The following is a 14,442-nucleotide window of genomic DNA, read 5'->3' on the forward strand; positions in this document are numbered from 1 at the left end:
GACCAAGGTACCCGTCATCCGGGGGCGCGCATGAACGTCCAGCATTTCCTGAATACAGTCGATGCAATCAGCACGTGGGTCGGCAAGGCCGCGGCGTGGCTTATCATCGGGCTGATGACGCTGGTCTGCGTCGAGGTCTTCAAGCGCTACATCCTGAACATACCCACGGCGTGGATATTCGACGCCAGCAACATGTTCTACGGCTCGCTGTTCATGCTCGCCGGAGCCTATGCGCTGGCGCAGAATGCACATGTGCGCGGCGACTTTCTATACAGCTCGATGCGGCCCCGCACCCAAGCCGCGCTCGATCTGTTGTTGTATGTGGTTTTCTTCCTGCCGGGGATCGCGGCCCTCGTCTATGCAGGCTACGACTATGCCGCGATTTCATGGCGGATCGGGGAGCATTCGACCGTGACAGCGGAGGGTCCGCCGATCTACCACTTCAAGTCGGTCATTCCGCTGGCCGGCGCCTTGGTGATGCTCCAGGGTGTGGCCGAGATAGTGCGCTGCATCGTCTGTCTCAGGGCCGGGCAATGGCCCAGCCGGCGCAAGGACGTTGCGGAGATCGACGTCGTGGAGGAACAGCTCGCGCTCAGCGAATATGTGGATGAAGAGACGCGTAAGACCGCGATCGAGCGCGCGCAAAAGATAGACGAGCAAGCGCGCCAGCGCGGAATGGGTGGAGACCTGCAGAGTTGAGCGATCCAGCCCTCGGACTCACGATGCTCATGCTCATCGTGGTCGTCATAGTCATGGGTTTCCCGACAGCCTTCACGCTGATGGGCCTTGGCATGTTCTTCGGGTTCTACGCGTTCTACAACCCTGCGGAGCACTGGATCGACAACCGCGTCTTCGATCTGATGGTCCAGCGCACCTATGGGGCAATGACCAACGACGTCCTGATCTCCATCCCGCTTTTCGTGCTCATGGGATACGTGATGGAACGCGGGGCGCTGGTCGACAAGATGTTCTACAGCATCCAGCTTTCGTTCCGACGAGTACCAGCGTCGCTGGCCATCGCTACGCTCATTGTCTGCACCTTCTGGGGCATCGCCAGTGGCCTTGTCGGCGCTGTTGTGGTTTTGATGGGGGTGATTGCCTTCAATCCGATGCTGCGTGCCGGATACGATGTGAAGCTCGCTTCCGGCGTGATCACCGCGGGCGGCACGCTGGGCATCCTGATCCCGCCGTCAGTCATGATCATCGTCTATGCGGCAGTTGCAGGCCAGTCCGTCGTGAAGCTCTACGCTGCGGCGATGTTCCCCGGTTTTTTCCTCGCCTTCCTCTATCTCGTCTACATTCTTGGCTGGGCGACAATCAGTCCGAAGATCGCCCCGCCTTTGCCGGAGAATCAAACAAAGGTTCCGGTGCCTGCGTGGATGGGGAGCCTTCAGACAGTTTACTCGCGCAACATGCTTGTTGGACTTCTTTCCGCCTTGTTCTCGCCGTCCAGGGCGATGGCGCTCGAGACGGAGAACGGACGCCTCACATATTGGGAGCTGTTCAAGAATTTCTGCGCTGCGCTGGTGCCCCTCGCCTTGACAGCACTCACCCTCCTGCTGGTGTGGTGGTATGTCGTCATCCATCCGCAGGCATCGGCCGACGTCGAAGCTCCAGAGGGATTGGAGCAGCTCGGCGCTCCGGCGGTGGAGGAACTCGGCGCACCCGCAGTGGACGCAGGGCCGGCAACCAGCTTCTACGCCACCTTCGGCATCATCGCGGCACTCGCCGCAGTGGTGCTCGTCCGTTACTACCGGAACATGACTGCCGAACGGCTCGAGGTCGTAAAGCTCCTGGTCTCGTCGGTCATGCCGCTGGCCATACTTACTGTCGTCGTGCTCGGCGTCATCCTGTTCGGAATCACGACGGCGACCGAGTCCGCGGCAGTCGGCGCCGCTGGTGCCTTTCTGCTGGCGTTACAGGCGCGAACGCTCGACTGGAAGCGCATCAAGGAAGCAGTGTTCCTGACGGCCAAGACCACAGCCATGGTTTGCTGGCTCTTTGTCGGCTCGGCGCTGTTCTCCGCCGTTTTTGCGATCCTCGGCGGCCAGGCACTTCTCGAGCAATGGGTGCTCGCGCTCGACCTGACGCCCGTGCAATTCATGATCCTGTCGCAGGCGATCATCTTCATTCTCGGCTGGCCGCTCGAATGGACCGAGATCATCATCATCTTCGTGCCGATCTTCCTACCGATGCTGACGCACTTCGACATCGATCCGGTTCTCTGGGGCGTTCTCGTTTTCGTCAATCTGCAGGCGGCGTTCCTGTCACCTCCGGTCGCGATGTCGGCCTACTATCTCAAGGGCGTTTCGCCCCCGCATGTCACGCTCAACCAGATATTCGCCGGGATGATGCCCTACATGCTGATCGTCATCCTCTGCATGGTCCTCATGTATATCTGGCCCGGCATGGCGCTCTGGCTTCCGAATTATCTTTACGGCAGCTGAGAAGACTCCGCCATTTCCGGACTTTTGCGATCGCAGCGCGAAGGTTTCTTCCCGGGGAGATAATGCCGACTTTCAAACGCCAGTTGACTTTCGGCGACAGGCGCCGATTCTCAAGGTCAAGGCGGCCTGCCGAGCAACATGCCGCCCGAACGATCAGAACGATGATCGAGAGCAGCTTTGACCCTGGTCAATCCGCCGAGCCTTGTTCTAAACGGTGTCGAGTTCGATTTCGACGCCGGTCTCCTGCACGGCGAGCATGGTGAAGATGTCCCGCTGAGGCCTCAATCGCTCGCGGTGCTGAAGCATCTGGTCGCCAACGCCAACCGTGTTGTGACCAAGGAGGAGCTCCTGGACACCGTCTGGCCCGGCATCGCGGTGACGGAAAACAGCCTTTCCCAGTGCATCAGCGAAATCAGGAAAGCCATCGGCGACGAGAAGCAGAGCCTGCTAAAGACAGTTGCGCGACGGGGATATCGCTTTGTCCCCGAAACCGAAGCGCCCGGCATACCGCACGATTCCTACCCGCAGATTTACGGCACTGCCTCTTCTGATCCGCGCGAAATTAAAGCCCGGCGCGGCCTGATGTTTGTAGTCGCTGTACTGGCGATCGCTGCCGCAGTCGCGGTGTTCATCTGGAGGCCCACATTTGAAACGGAAGTGCCGACCTCCCTGTCGATCGCGGTTCTGCCGTTCGCAAATCTCAGCGAAGCCGAGGCACAGGCTTATCTTGCCAACGGTTTCGCGGACGATCTGACGACAGAGCTGGCGCGCGTTCCCGGCCTGTTCGTGGTCTCGCGCAATGCCGCGCGTGCATATCGCAACAGCGGTCTGCCGCCGGCGAAGATCGCAAAAGAGCTCGGCGTCCGCTATCTGCTGGAGGGCTCCGTTCGACGTCTCGGCGATGAGGTGCGCATCAATGCGCATTTGGTCGATGCCTCGACGGTTGGGCAGATCTGGGCCGAGCGGTTCGAAGGTCCATTCACCGACGTGTTCAAGCTCCAGGATCAGGTGATCGGTCAAATTATCGCCGCGCTGCAGCTGAAGCTCATCCCGGGAAAAGCAAACCTCGCCGTGTCCGGTGATACTGACGACCCGGAAGCTTACCAGGCGTTTCGACGCGCCATCGAGGCGCGACGAAAGGATACACCATCGGGCACGGTGGAAGCATCGGGCTACCTTCGCCAAGCCTTGGCGCTGGACGCCGATTTCGGCGCGGCGGCCGCGGAATTGGCGTGGCTCCACTGGGACGCCGACGAGGTAAGGAGGCAAGCTCTCGGGATCAGTTGGACCGAAATCGACGACGAGCTCTATGGCAGTCTGGCCATCGCTGCCGGAAATCCGTCTCCCGGTTACTATCAGCTGATTTCCGAACTTCTGGTCCGAGAGCATAGGTCCGACGAGGCGGTGGCTGCCCTGCAAAAGGCGATAGCGCTCGACCCGAGCGATTCCTGGACCTACGAAGGGCTGAGCCAGGCCCTCAACTTCAACGGCAGGCCGGCCGAGGGGCGAGCCTTTCTCGAGGCGGCCTTACGCGTCGATCCCGGATGGACGGAGTGGCGACACTACCAGGCTGGCTTGGCGGCGTTCGGCCAAGGCCGCTACGAGGAGGCGGTCGCGCAGCTTAAGCAGGTCGATGTCCGCTCCCCCAATCCGTGGACGAAGTTCTACGGCCTGCATGTTCTTGTCGCGGCGCTTGCGCATCTCGATCGCCTGCCGGAAGCGGCCTCGGCCCTAGGGCAGCTCCGACGCGTGCTGTCGGACATGCAAGAGGGGCAGCCCAACCTGCTGATCGCGCAGCAGTTCTTCGTCTACAAGCGGCCGCAGGACATCGCTCGCCTGCTCGATGGCTTGAGGAAGGCGGGGGTTTCCGAGCTTCCCGCCGGAATGGAGCCGGAATCCGCGAAACGGATGAACGGCGTCGACATCGGGAATCTCATAATCGGACACGAGCTGACGGGACGCCAGATTCTGCCCAATGTCTCAGCCTACCATGCTGTGGTTGCGGCAGACGGCAGCGTGACCAGAACAGTTGGTGAGGAGGTCGTGACCGGTCAGATGTGGGTGCAGGGCGACAGCTTGTGCAGCGCATATCCGCGTAAACTGACAGGCTGTGGCGCTGTGTTCCGCAACCTGAGCGGCATATCTGGAGCCACGAAGGAATACATACTTCTGTCTCGCTTCAAGCGTTACGAATTCTCGGTGACGAAGTAGCAGCAACTTCGCCGCGCCTACGGCGGCCATGAGAGATTGAGGTCCATTTCGCTCATGCCTTCGGTACCGTAGGGGCCACACTGCTTCAATGCGTCAGCGAAATCCTTGGCTAAGGCCTTGAACGTCTCGGTCTGTGGCGCAACGTCGACGATTTCGATGGCACTGACTTGACCCTCGCGCGTGAAGCTGACGTGGACATCGGCGCTGAAGCTGATTCCGCGCATCGCCGTCTGCGTAGGCCAGCAGCTTGCTGCCCGTTCGAGAATGTGACGGCTCAGACCATCACCAGCGGACGCGGTGGTCGCCGCGCCGATCACGAGAATTCCCAAGATGCGGTTGATCATCTTTTATCTCCTCAGTTCGACGCCCGAACCGTGTGGGGACGGCTTGGTGGGGACGGCTTGTGAGAGAGAACGCGAGGGGTCGTTCGAAGTCATGAAATCGACGTGAAAAAGTTCTGAAGAGTGGTGAACGCAGTCGATTTTGGCTACGGAATGCACGCAAGCGGCAAGAACGATCCTGCGAGGTCGGCATGGGTCGGGGGCAGGTCTACGTTGGTCGTCCCCACCATCAACGGCATTGCTACGCCAACGAGCAAATAGAGCCTTGGGCGATAAATTAACTGTGCCGCCTCACCCCCATACGAACAGCGCAACCAGCCCGACGGTGCCGATGACCACCCGCCACCAGCCGAACAGCGAATAGCCGTGGCGCGAGACGTAGTTGAGCAGGAAGCGCACGACGATGAGCGCCGCGACGAAGGCCGCGATGAAACCGGCGGCGATGACGGGCAGATCGGCGCTGGTCAGCACATTGCGGTTCTTGAAGAGGTCGAAGGCGAAGGCGCCGACCATCGTCGGCATGGCGAGGAAGAAGGAGAATTCCGCAGCCGGCCGCTTGTCGACGCCCAGAAGCAGCGCGCCGACGATCGTCGAGCCGGAGCGCGACGTGCCGGGGATCAGCGAAAGGCATTGGAACAGTCCGATCTGCAGATAGAGCCTGAGCGGAAACCGCTCGACGTCGTGGTAGAACGGCTTCAGCTTGAGACGATCCACCCACAGCAGGACCACGCCGCCGATGATCAGCATGATGCAGATCAGCCTCGGCGATTCAAACAGCACCGTCTTGATGAAGTCGTGCGCCAGCGCACCGATGACGGCCGCCGGCAGGAAGGCGACGAGGATGCCGAGGACGAAATGCCGCGTCACCCGATCACGCGGCAGATCGACCAGCATCTGCCACAGACGATGGAAATAGACGCTGAGGATCGCCAGTATTGCGCCGAGCTGGATCAGGATCTCGAAGGCCTTGCCGGTCGAGTGGAAGCCGAGAAAATGGCCGGCAAGCAGGATATGGCCGGTCGACGAGACCGGAATGAACTCGGTCATGCCCTCGATCATGCCGAGCAGCAGCGCTTCGACGATGGTCTGGCTTTCCATGGCAACCTCGGCGTTCGAGTGAGAGCTTGAAGAACGGCTTGCGAAAGGGCTTGCTTGTCATGGCGCGGAACTCCTCCTATAGGTCGCAGCACCCTGACAGCCCTTTGAATCGGGGCGGCTAAGACTTACCGGCGCAGCCGGCGATTTGCCAGTGCGCTCTATTATCGCGGGACCATGCTGACGCTTTTCCACCACCCGATGTTCGCCTCCTGCCGGTTCGTGCGCCTCGCTTTCGGCGAATATGGCGAGGAGCTGGCGCTGATCGAGGAAAAGCCGTGGACGCGGCGCAAGGAGTTCCTGGCGCTGAACCCGGCCGGCACGCTGCCGATCCTGCTCGCCGAAGGCGACGTGCCGATCGTCGGCGCCATGGTCATCGGCGAATATCTCGACGAGACGCGCGGCGTGCTCAAGCGCGACAAGCGGCTGTTCGCCGAGGATCCGATGGGGCGCGCCGAAATCCGCCGGCTGACCGACTGGTATCTCAACAAGGCCGATAGCGAGGTGACGCGGCATCTGGTGCGCGAGCGCGTGCTGAAGCCGGTCATGCCGGAAACGGCGGGCGGCGGCTCGCCCGATTCGGCAGCGATCCGTGCCGCGCGCGCCAACATCCGCCAGCACATGAAATACACCAACTGGCTGGCCGGCACCCGCCAATGGCTGGCCGGCAACAAGGTCACCTATGCCGATCTCGCGGCTGCAGCTGCGCTGTCTGTGCTCGACTATCTCGGCGAGATCGACTGGCGCGAACACGCTGCCGCGCGCGAATGGTATGCACGGGTGAAATCGCGGCCATCGTTCCGGCCGCTTTTGTCCGACCGGGTGCGCGGCCTATCGCCGGTGTCACATTATGCGGACCTCGATTTCTAAAGCGGAAAACCTGCGCGCGCTGATCGACCGCGAGGCACGGCGCGCCGGTTTCGATGCCGTTGCCGTCACCACGCCCGATGCCATTCCGCAGGCGCCGGCCCGGCTCGCCGAATTCGTCGCCGACGGTTTTCACGGTTCGATGGGCTGGATCGCCGAGACGCTCGAACGCCGCAGCGAGCCGACAGCACTTTGGCCCGAAGTTCGCTCCATCATTGTGCTCGCCATGAACTATGGCCCCGACCACGACCCACGCGCGGTCCTGGTGAAGCGCGACCGCGGCGCGATCTCGGTCTATGCGCAGAACCGCGATTACCACGACGTGATGAAGGGCCGGCTGAAAGAGATTGCCGGCAAGATCGTGGCGCGCGCCGGTGGCGATGTAAAAGTGTTCGTCGATACCGCCCCGGTTATGGAAAAGCCGCTGGCAGAAGCCGCCGGCCTCGGCTGGCAAGGCAAGCACACCAATCTGGTCAGCCGCGCGCACGGCTCCTGGCTGTTCCTCGGCACCATCTTCACGACGGCCGAGCTTGCGCCCGATACGCCCGAGGACGACCATTGCGGCTCCTGCCGCGCCTGCCTCGACGTTTGCCCTACCGACGCCTTTCCGGCTCCCTACCGGCTCGATGCGCGACGCTGCATCTCCTATCTCACCATCGAGAGCAAGGGGCCGATCCCGCACGAGTTCCGGGAAAAAATCGGTAACCGCATCTATGGCTGCGCCGACTGCCTGGCCGCCTGCCCGTGGAACAAGTTTGCCCAGACTGCGTCGGAGGCAAAGCTCGCCGCCCGCGCGGACTTGCGCGAGCCGCCGCTCGCCGATCTCTTGGCGCTCGACGACGCGGCTTTCCGGTCCTTGTTCACCGGTTCGCCGATCAAGCGCATCGGTCGCGACCGCTTTGTCCGCAATGTGCTGATCGCCGCCGGCAATTCCGGCGATTCCTCGCTCGGCAACGCCGTGCGCGCGCTGCTCGGCGATGCCTCGCCCCTGGTGCGTGGGGCGGCGGTATGGGCGCTGTCACGGCTTGTGCCTGAAACTGAATTTGCCAGACGCGCCACCGCTGCGGTCAAAGCAGAAAGCGACGACGCCGTGCAACGCGAATGGCGCCTGGCGCTGGCAAATCAAATCGAGGCGCATGCATGAGCGAGAAGCATATCTTTGTTTTCGGGGCCGGCTATTCGGGCAAGGCATTTGCCCGAGCCAACAAGGATGCCGGCACGATCCTTGGCACGACACGCGCGCCGGAGAAATTCGAAGCGTTGCGGCAAGCCGGGATCCAGCCGCTGCTTTTCGATGGCGCGCTGACGCCCGAAATCCGTGACGCGCTCGAGAAAACAACCCATCTCGTCGTCTCGGTGGCGCCGGAAGAGGCCGGCGACCCGGTGTTGAATGCGGCGCGCGAGACAATTAGGACGGAGATGCCGGCGCTGAAATGGATCGCCTATCTCTCCACCGTCGGCGTCTATGGCGACCATAGCGGCGGCTGGGTGGACGAGACCGCCGAATGCCGGCCGGTGTCGAAGCGCTCGATGATGCGTGTCACCGCCGAGCGGGACTGGCTGAGACTGGGTCGGGACATCGGCCGGCCGGTGGCGATCCTGCGGCTTTCCGGCATTTACGGGCCGGGCCGCAATGCCCTGGTCAATCTGGAAAACGGCACCGCGCGGCGGCTGGTCAAGCCGGGCCAGGTGTTCAACCGCATCCATTGCGACGACATTGCCGGGGCGCTTTGGCATCTAATCGGAGACAATCGCGGCGGCATCTTCAACGTCACCGACGACCTGCCGGCGCCGCCGCAGGACGTCGTCGCCTATGCCGCCGGGCTGATGGGCGTCACACCGCCGCCCGAAATTCCGTTCGAGACCGCCCAGCTTTCGCCCATGGCGCGATCCTTCTATGGCGAGAACAAGCGTGTCGCCAACGCGGCGATCAAGGCTGCCGGCTATCGCTTTCGCTTTCCCGACTACCGCTCGGCCTTCGACCAAATGTGGTCTGACGGCAGATGGCACGACGGCGAGGCGCGCAGCCCGATGAAGCGGTCGTGATCGAAACCTCGCGCCGGGCATGATATGATTCGACTTAAATTCGCAGAGGGGTTCTGCTTCATGAAACCGTTGAAGCAATCATTGCCCGGCAGAGCATTGCTGCTAAAGCGCGTCGCGACGCGCTTTAGATCTCTGTTTATGCCTGTCGTTGTCCCAAAGCCGCTGCGCACCCTCGGTTCAAGCCCGAGGGCATGCTTTGGGCGACATGCATTAGCAGCGCTCGCCGTCCTCGCCCTGGCGGGGCTTGCGGCGCGACCTGCCGCCGCCGAAGGCCTGGCGAAAGACCTGTTCGGCGCCAAAAAGCTGCCGGCCGTGGCTGCGCCGCAATCGATCGGCTTTTATTCCAAGGGCTGCTTTGCCGGCGGCGTCGCCATCCCCATGGACGGCCCGAAATGGGAGGTGATGCGGCCTTCGCGCAACCGTCGCTGGGGCCATCCGACGATGATCGCGCTGATCGAGAAACTGTCGCGCGACGCCGCGGCCGACGGTTGGCCCGGCCTGCTGGTCGGCGACATTTCGCAGCCGCGCGGCGGCCCGATGCTGACCGGCCATGCCTCGCACCAGATCGGCCTCGACGCCGACATCTGGCTGACGCCGATGCCCGACCGCAAGCTTTCGATCGACCAGCGCGAAAATATGAGCGCCACCTTGCTTGTCGATGAAAAGACCCATCTGGTGAAGGATGCGCTCTGGGTGCCGGCGCATATGCGGCTCCTAAAGCGCGCGGCAAGCTACGCGGAAGTCGAGCGCATCCTGGTCAATCCCGGCATCAAGAAGAAGCTCTGCGACACGGTGAAAGGCGACCGCGCATGGCTGCGCAAGGTCAGGCCGTTCTGGGGCCACGACTATCACTTCCACATCCGCATCGGCTGCCAGCCCGGCTCGCCCAATTGCAAAGCACAGGAAAACACGGCGCCCGGCGACGGCTGCGACCAGTCTCTGGCATGGTGGTTCACCGAGGAACCGTGGCGCCCCAACAAAAACCCGGACAGGCCGAAAGCGCGCGACGTGATGACGATGGCGAGCCTGCCCGCGGCATGCCAGGCGGTGCTCGACGGGCCCGATCCGGCTTCGGCGGAGGCGGTCACCTTTTATGGCGACGGCGTGCCGGTCGCGGCTGCACCCACTCTCACGGTGGCCCCGGCGCCGGCGCGGGCATCCGCAAGCGGCGCGGCAGCGCTTCCGGCCTCGATCAACGCCTTCGCGGCTACACCCGAGATCGGCATTCCATTGCCGCGACCGCGGCCGGGGAACTGATGCCAGGATAATCGCCTCGGCTTCCACTGATGTTGGAGACGACCAACTGTTGGGTCGGCGCCGCCCCTCATTGCCCTGCCGGGCATTTCTCCCCGTATAGTGACGGGAGAAAGGGCTGGCCGCGGCCTTGGCGCCGTTCTTGCAGAGTTGGAGATTAGCGGAACCGTCGATGAAAGCGCCCCCTTTCCCCGTCACTATACGGGGAGAGGATGCCGGCAGGCAGGTGAGGTGCAGCGCCAACGCTGAATAGGGCTAGCACGAAATTCGGACCTGAGGTGATTGCTCCGGAACTGACTCTGAAGCGACTTTCCCTTTTCCAGGTCATGCGCTAGTCAACGAAAGAACAGCGGAACGCCACTGGGAACCGGGACGGACAAGAGCATGCCAGGCGACGACGACACAGCGCTGCAGTTTCCGGTCCTGATCGGCGACATAGGCGGCACCAATGCGCGCTTTTCGATCGTGCTCGACGCGAACTCGGAACCAACCGAGCCGCAGATCGTCCAGACGGCCAACTTCAACACCATCGACGACGCGATCCAGGCAGCGGTGCTCGACCGCTCGCCGGTCCGGCCCAACTCCGCCGTGCTGGCGGTGGCCGGCCCGGTCGACAGCGACGAGATCCCGCTCACCAATTGCCCGTGGATCGTCAAGCCGAGAAAGATGTTTGCCAGCCTCGGCCTCAGCGACGTCGTGGTGCTCAATGATTTCGAGGCGCAGGCGCTGGCTGTCGTGGCGCTTGGCGAAGAGCATATGGAAAAGATCGGCGGCGATGCGCCGGAGCCCAATGCCGGACGGGTGGTGCTCGGTCCCGGAACCGGGCTTGGCGTCGCCGGCCTGGTCCACGCGCTGAACCATTGGATTCCGGTGCCCGGTGAGGGAGGGCACATGGATATCGGGCCGCGCTCGCCGCGCGATTTCCAGGTCTTTCCGCATATCGAGAAGCTCGAGGGCAGAATCTCCGGCGAACAGATCCTGTCCGGACGCGGCCTGGTCAATGCCTACCGGGCGGTGGCCAAGGCGGACGGCAAGCCGGCGCCCTTCACCACGCCGGCCGAGGTCACCGCGGCGGCACTGGCGAAGTCAGATCCGGTGGCCGAGGAAGCGCTGTCGATGTTCGTCACCTGCCTGGGGCGCACAGCCGGCGACCTTGCGCTGGTGTTCATGAGCCGCGGCGGCGTCTTCCTGACCGGCGGCATCGCCCAGAAAATCCTGCCGGCGCTGAAAACGGGCGAGTTCCGCGCCGCCTTCGAGGACAAGGCGCCGCATAGCGAGATGATGCGCACCATGCCCGTCTATGTGATCACCCATCCGCTGGCAGCGCTTTCCGGTCTTGCCGCCTATGCCAGAAACCCGTCGCTGTTCGGCGTCCAGACGGCGGGGCGACGCTGGCGGGCTTAAGTGACGCCCTGAGCCGCGGCGAAGTTTTGCCTACCTCGGCCATAGGCAAGCCGCCACCGGGGCGCTAAGAGGATTGCCGAATTAGCCCGGCCGCGAGGCCGAACCGACATCACGGAACGATCCCGACTTTGAACCAGTCGCCCAAACATCAAGCGGAAGCCCGGCACCAAGCCAAAGCCCGGCCCGGCGAGATCGTGGCGGTGGTCCGCCGCATCATCGCCGAGAACAGCCACGAGTACCGCTGGTATTATGCTCTGGCCGTTCTGTGCCTGGTGATAGTTGCGGCTACGACTGCCTTCACCGCCTGGATCATGAAGGACGTCGTCGACCAGATATTCTACGAACAGCGCGGCGATCTCATCGCGCTGATCTGCTTGTTGATCCTGGGCGCATTCATGCTGCGCGGGCTGGCCACTTACGGCCAGGCGGTGACGCTGGCCAGGATCGGCAACAATCTGGTGGCGCGCTACCAGCGCCGCATCTTCGCTCATCTGATGAAGCTCGGCGTCGGTTTCTTCAACGACACGCGCTCGGGGCGGCTGGCCGCCCAGATCAACGAGAACGTCAACGGCATCCGCGACCTGCTCTCGATGACGCTGACGTCATTGGCACGCGACGCCGTATCGCTGGTCGCGCTGATCGGCGTCATGATCTGGCAGGATCCGATGCTGTCCCTGATGTCGCTGCTGGTCGGGCCGCCGCTGATCTACACGGTCGTCTACCTGAGCCGCAGAATACGACGCGCCACGCGCGAAGCGGTGCAGATCAACTCGCGGCTGATCGGCGCCATGCAGGAAGCAACGCAAGGCATCGCCATCGTCAAGGCGTTCACGCTGGAAGACGAGCTGTCGCGTCGCATCAGCGATCTTGTCACCGGCGCCGAGCAGCGGGCAAACCGCATCGCGCGCGTGTCGGAACGGTTGACGCCGATCTCGGACATGCTGGCCGGCTTCGCCGTCGCCGGCGTCATCGCCTATTCCGGCTACCGGGCAGCCGTCAGCGGCCAGCCGCCTGGCGCGGTCTTTTCCTTCATCACGGCACTGATGCTCGCCTACGACCCGGCCCGGCGGCTGGCGCGCATGCAGGTCGGCATGGAACGGGCGCTGGTCAATGCGCGCATGATCTACGAGCTGCTCGACCTCGAGCCGCAACAGGGCGACGCGCCCGGAGCGGTCGAAGCGAAGATCACCAGGGGCGAGGTGCGCTTCAACAATGTGTCGTTCGGCTATGTCGCCGACGCGCCGGTGCTGCAGGAGCTCAGCTTCGTCGCCGCTGCCGGCAAGATGACGGCCATCGTCGGCGCCTCGGGCGCCGGCAAGTCGACGCTGGTGGCGCTGCTGCAGCGCTTCCATGATGTCGAAGCGGGTAGCATCGAGGTCGACGGCCAGGACATTTTAGAGATGACCAAGCAGTCGCTGCGCAGCTCCATCGCCTATGTCTCGCAGCAGCCCTATCTGTTCGAAGGCACCATTCGCGACAACATCCGCTACGGGCGGCTCGCCGCCAGCGACGCCGAGATCGAACTGGCCGCGCAGCAAGCCGAGGCCGACGGCTTCATCCGCCAGCAGCCGCAAGGCTATGACACCCCTGTCGGTGAAGGCGGCGTGACGCTGTCGGGCGGCCAGCGCCAGCGTCTGTCGATCGCCCGCGCCATCGTGCGGCAGGCGCCGATCCTGCTGCTCGACGAGGCGACCTCGGCGCTCGACAACGAGGCGGAAGCGCGCGTCCAGCAGGCGCTGACCCAGGTGACGGAAGGGCGCACGACCATCGTCATCGCGCATCGGCTGTCGACCGTGGTCAATGCCGACCACATCGTCGTCATGGAACAGGGGCGGCTGGTCGAGCAAGGCACGCATGCCTCGCTGATGGCCGACCCGCACAGCGTCTATGCCCGCTTTCACCGGGTGCAGGGCAACAAGGGGCTGGGGCTTGTCGACGACGGCAAGCCAATCCAAACTTCGGTGCGCCGCGCGAAAAAGGCGGTCGGGAGAACTTTATGAGCGGTGCGGCCACAAACGATCCCCCCGTCAATGAAATGGGCCTGGTGGTGGTCGGCGCGGCCGGCCGGATGGGCCAGGCGCTGATCCGCGCCATTCACACGATACCGGGCGCACGCGTCGCCGGCGCGATCGAGCGGGCCGGCTCGCCACATCTCGGCAAGGATGCCGGCGAGCTTGCCGGCATCGGCAATATCGGCGTGGCGATCGGCGACGACCCGCTGCCGGCCTTCGCCAAGGCCGACGGCGTGCTCGATTTCACGAGCCCGGCAGCGACGGTCGAATTCGCCGGCTACGCGGCGCAGGCGCGCATCGTCCATGTCATCGGCACCACCGGCTGCTCCGCGGACGACAATGCCAAGATAAAGGCGGCGGCGCGCCACGCGACGGTGGTCAAGTCAGGCAATATGAGCCTCGGCGTCAATCTGCTGGCGGTGCTGGTCGAGCAGGCGGCGCGCGCGCTCGACGCCGATGATTTCGACATCGAGATCCTGGAAATGCATCACCGGCACAAGGTCGACGCGCCGTCGGGCACGGCGCTGCTGCTCGGCGAAGCCGCTGCCGTCGGGCGCGGCATCGATCTTGACGGGAACAGCGTGCGGTCGCGCGACGGCCACACCGGCGTGCGAAAGACCGGCTCGATCGGTTTTGCCACGCTGCGCGGCGGCTCGGTGGTCGGCGACCACTCCGTGGTGCTGGCCGGCACCGGCGAGCGCATCACGCTCGCCCATCACGCCGAGGACCGGGCGATCTTCGCTCGCGGCGCGGTCAAGGCCGCAC

Annotated in this window: 12 protein-coding genes; 10 read left to right on the forward strand and 2 right to left on the reverse strand. The window is 63.6% G+C overall.

Annotation, left to right across the window (positions count from 1 at the left end; translation table 11 throughout):
* Nucleotides 1-30: 30 nt before the first annotated feature.
* The 3 genes from EOC93_RS21135 to EOC93_RS21145 all read left to right on the forward strand — a co-directional run bounded on the left by EOC93_RS21135 (nucleotide 31) and on the right by EOC93_RS21145 (nucleotide 4,658).
* On the forward strand, nucleotides 31-699 hold the full coding sequence (locus tag EOC93_RS21135; RefSeq protein ID WP_127205587.1) for a TRAP transporter small permease subunit: 669 nt from the start codon (nucleotides 31-33) through the stop codon (nucleotides 697-699).
* Nucleotides 696-2,447 carry a TRAP transporter large permease subunit gene (locus EOC93_RS21140; RefSeq protein ID WP_095484736.1) on the forward strand — a complete coding sequence of 584 codons (1,752 nt, stop codon included), beginning with the start codon at nucleotides 696-698 and terminating at the stop codon, nucleotides 2,445-2,447. Before EOC93_RS21135 ends, EOC93_RS21140 begins: the two co-directional genes overlap by 4 nt.
* Before the next feature lie 177 nt (nucleotides 2,448-2,624).
* Complete coding sequence (locus EOC93_RS21145; protein WP_127205588.1) at nucleotides 2,625-4,658, forward strand: winged helix-turn-helix domain-containing protein; 2,034 nt, start codon at nucleotides 2,625-2,627, stop codon at nucleotides 4,656-4,658.
* 17 nt (nucleotides 4,659-4,675) lie between these two features.
* Here the strand turns inward: EOC93_RS21145 and EOC93_RS21150 are convergent, their stop codons facing one another.
* Together EOC93_RS21150 and EOC93_RS21155 are read right to left on the reverse strand one after the other, a co-directional pair.
* A complete protein-coding gene (locus EOC93_RS21150; RefSeq protein WP_095484738.1) occupies nucleotides 4,676-5,002 on the reverse strand; it encodes a hypothetical protein in 327 nt (108 codons plus the stop codon).
* Nucleotides 5,003-5,290: 288 nt separating this feature from the next.
* Nucleotides 5,291-6,097: an undecaprenyl-diphosphate phosphatase gene (locus tag EOC93_RS21155; protein WP_095484739.1), complete on the reverse strand. Its 807-nt coding sequence runs from the start codon at nucleotides 6,095-6,097 to the stop codon at nucleotides 5,291-5,293.
* A gap of 174 nt (nucleotides 6,098-6,271) precedes the next feature.
* On the opposite strand from EOC93_RS21155, the gene EOC93_RS21160 reads away from it, so the two are divergent.
* From EOC93_RS21160 to dapB, 7 genes are all read left to right on the forward strand, one after another.
* Nucleotides 6,272-6,964 (forward strand): glutathione S-transferase family protein, encoded by a 693-nt coding sequence (locus tag EOC93_RS21160; RefSeq protein WP_095484740.1) that lies wholly within the window; start codon nucleotides 6,272-6,274, stop codon nucleotides 6,962-6,964.
* Nucleotides 6,945-8,105 (forward strand): tRNA epoxyqueuosine(34) reductase QueG, encoded by a 1,161-nt coding sequence (gene queG, locus EOC93_RS21165; protein ID WP_127205589.1) that lies wholly within the window; start codon nucleotides 6,945-6,947, stop codon nucleotides 8,103-8,105. The genes EOC93_RS21160 and queG overlap by 20 nt, the downstream gene beginning before the upstream one ends.
* Complete coding sequence (locus EOC93_RS21170; RefSeq protein WP_127205590.1) at nucleotides 8,102-9,007, forward strand: SDR family oxidoreductase; 906 nt, start codon at nucleotides 8,102-8,104, stop codon at nucleotides 9,005-9,007. The genes queG and EOC93_RS21170 overlap by 4 nt, the downstream gene beginning before the upstream one ends.
* A 138-nt stretch (nucleotides 9,008-9,145) precedes the next feature.
* Nucleotides 9,146-10,264: a penicillin-insensitive murein endopeptidase gene (gene mepA, locus EOC93_RS21175; protein WP_095484743.1), complete on the forward strand. Its 1,119-nt coding sequence runs from the start codon at nucleotides 9,146-9,148 to the stop codon at nucleotides 10,262-10,264.
* Nucleotides 10,265-10,645: 381 nt separating this feature from the next.
* The gene (locus tag EOC93_RS21185) at nucleotides 10,646-11,665 is read left to right on the forward strand and encodes a glucokinase (RefSeq protein WP_095484744.1); all 1,020 of its coding nucleotides are present in this window, start codon (nucleotides 10,646-10,648) and stop codon (nucleotides 11,663-11,665) included.
* A gap of 128 nt (nucleotides 11,666-11,793) precedes the next feature.
* Nucleotides 11,794-13,665 carry an ABC transporter ATP-binding protein gene (locus tag EOC93_RS21190; RefSeq protein ID WP_127205591.1) on the forward strand — a complete coding sequence of 624 codons (1,872 nt, stop codon included), beginning with the start codon at nucleotides 11,794-11,796 and terminating at the stop codon, nucleotides 13,663-13,665.
* A partial coding sequence (gene dapB / locus EOC93_RS21195; RefSeq protein ID WP_127205592.1) for a 4-hydroxy-tetrahydrodipicolinate reductase occupies nucleotides 13,662-14,442 on the forward strand: 781 nt, incomplete at its 3' end. The genes EOC93_RS21190 and dapB, both read left to right, overlap by 4 nt.

It is taken from the genome of Mesorhizobium sp. M6A.T.Ce.TU.002.03.1.1 (assembly GCF_003997275.1).
GTDB classification, from domain to species: Bacteria; Pseudomonadota; Alphaproteobacteria; order Rhizobiales; family Rhizobiaceae; genus Mesorhizobium; species Mesorhizobium mediterraneum.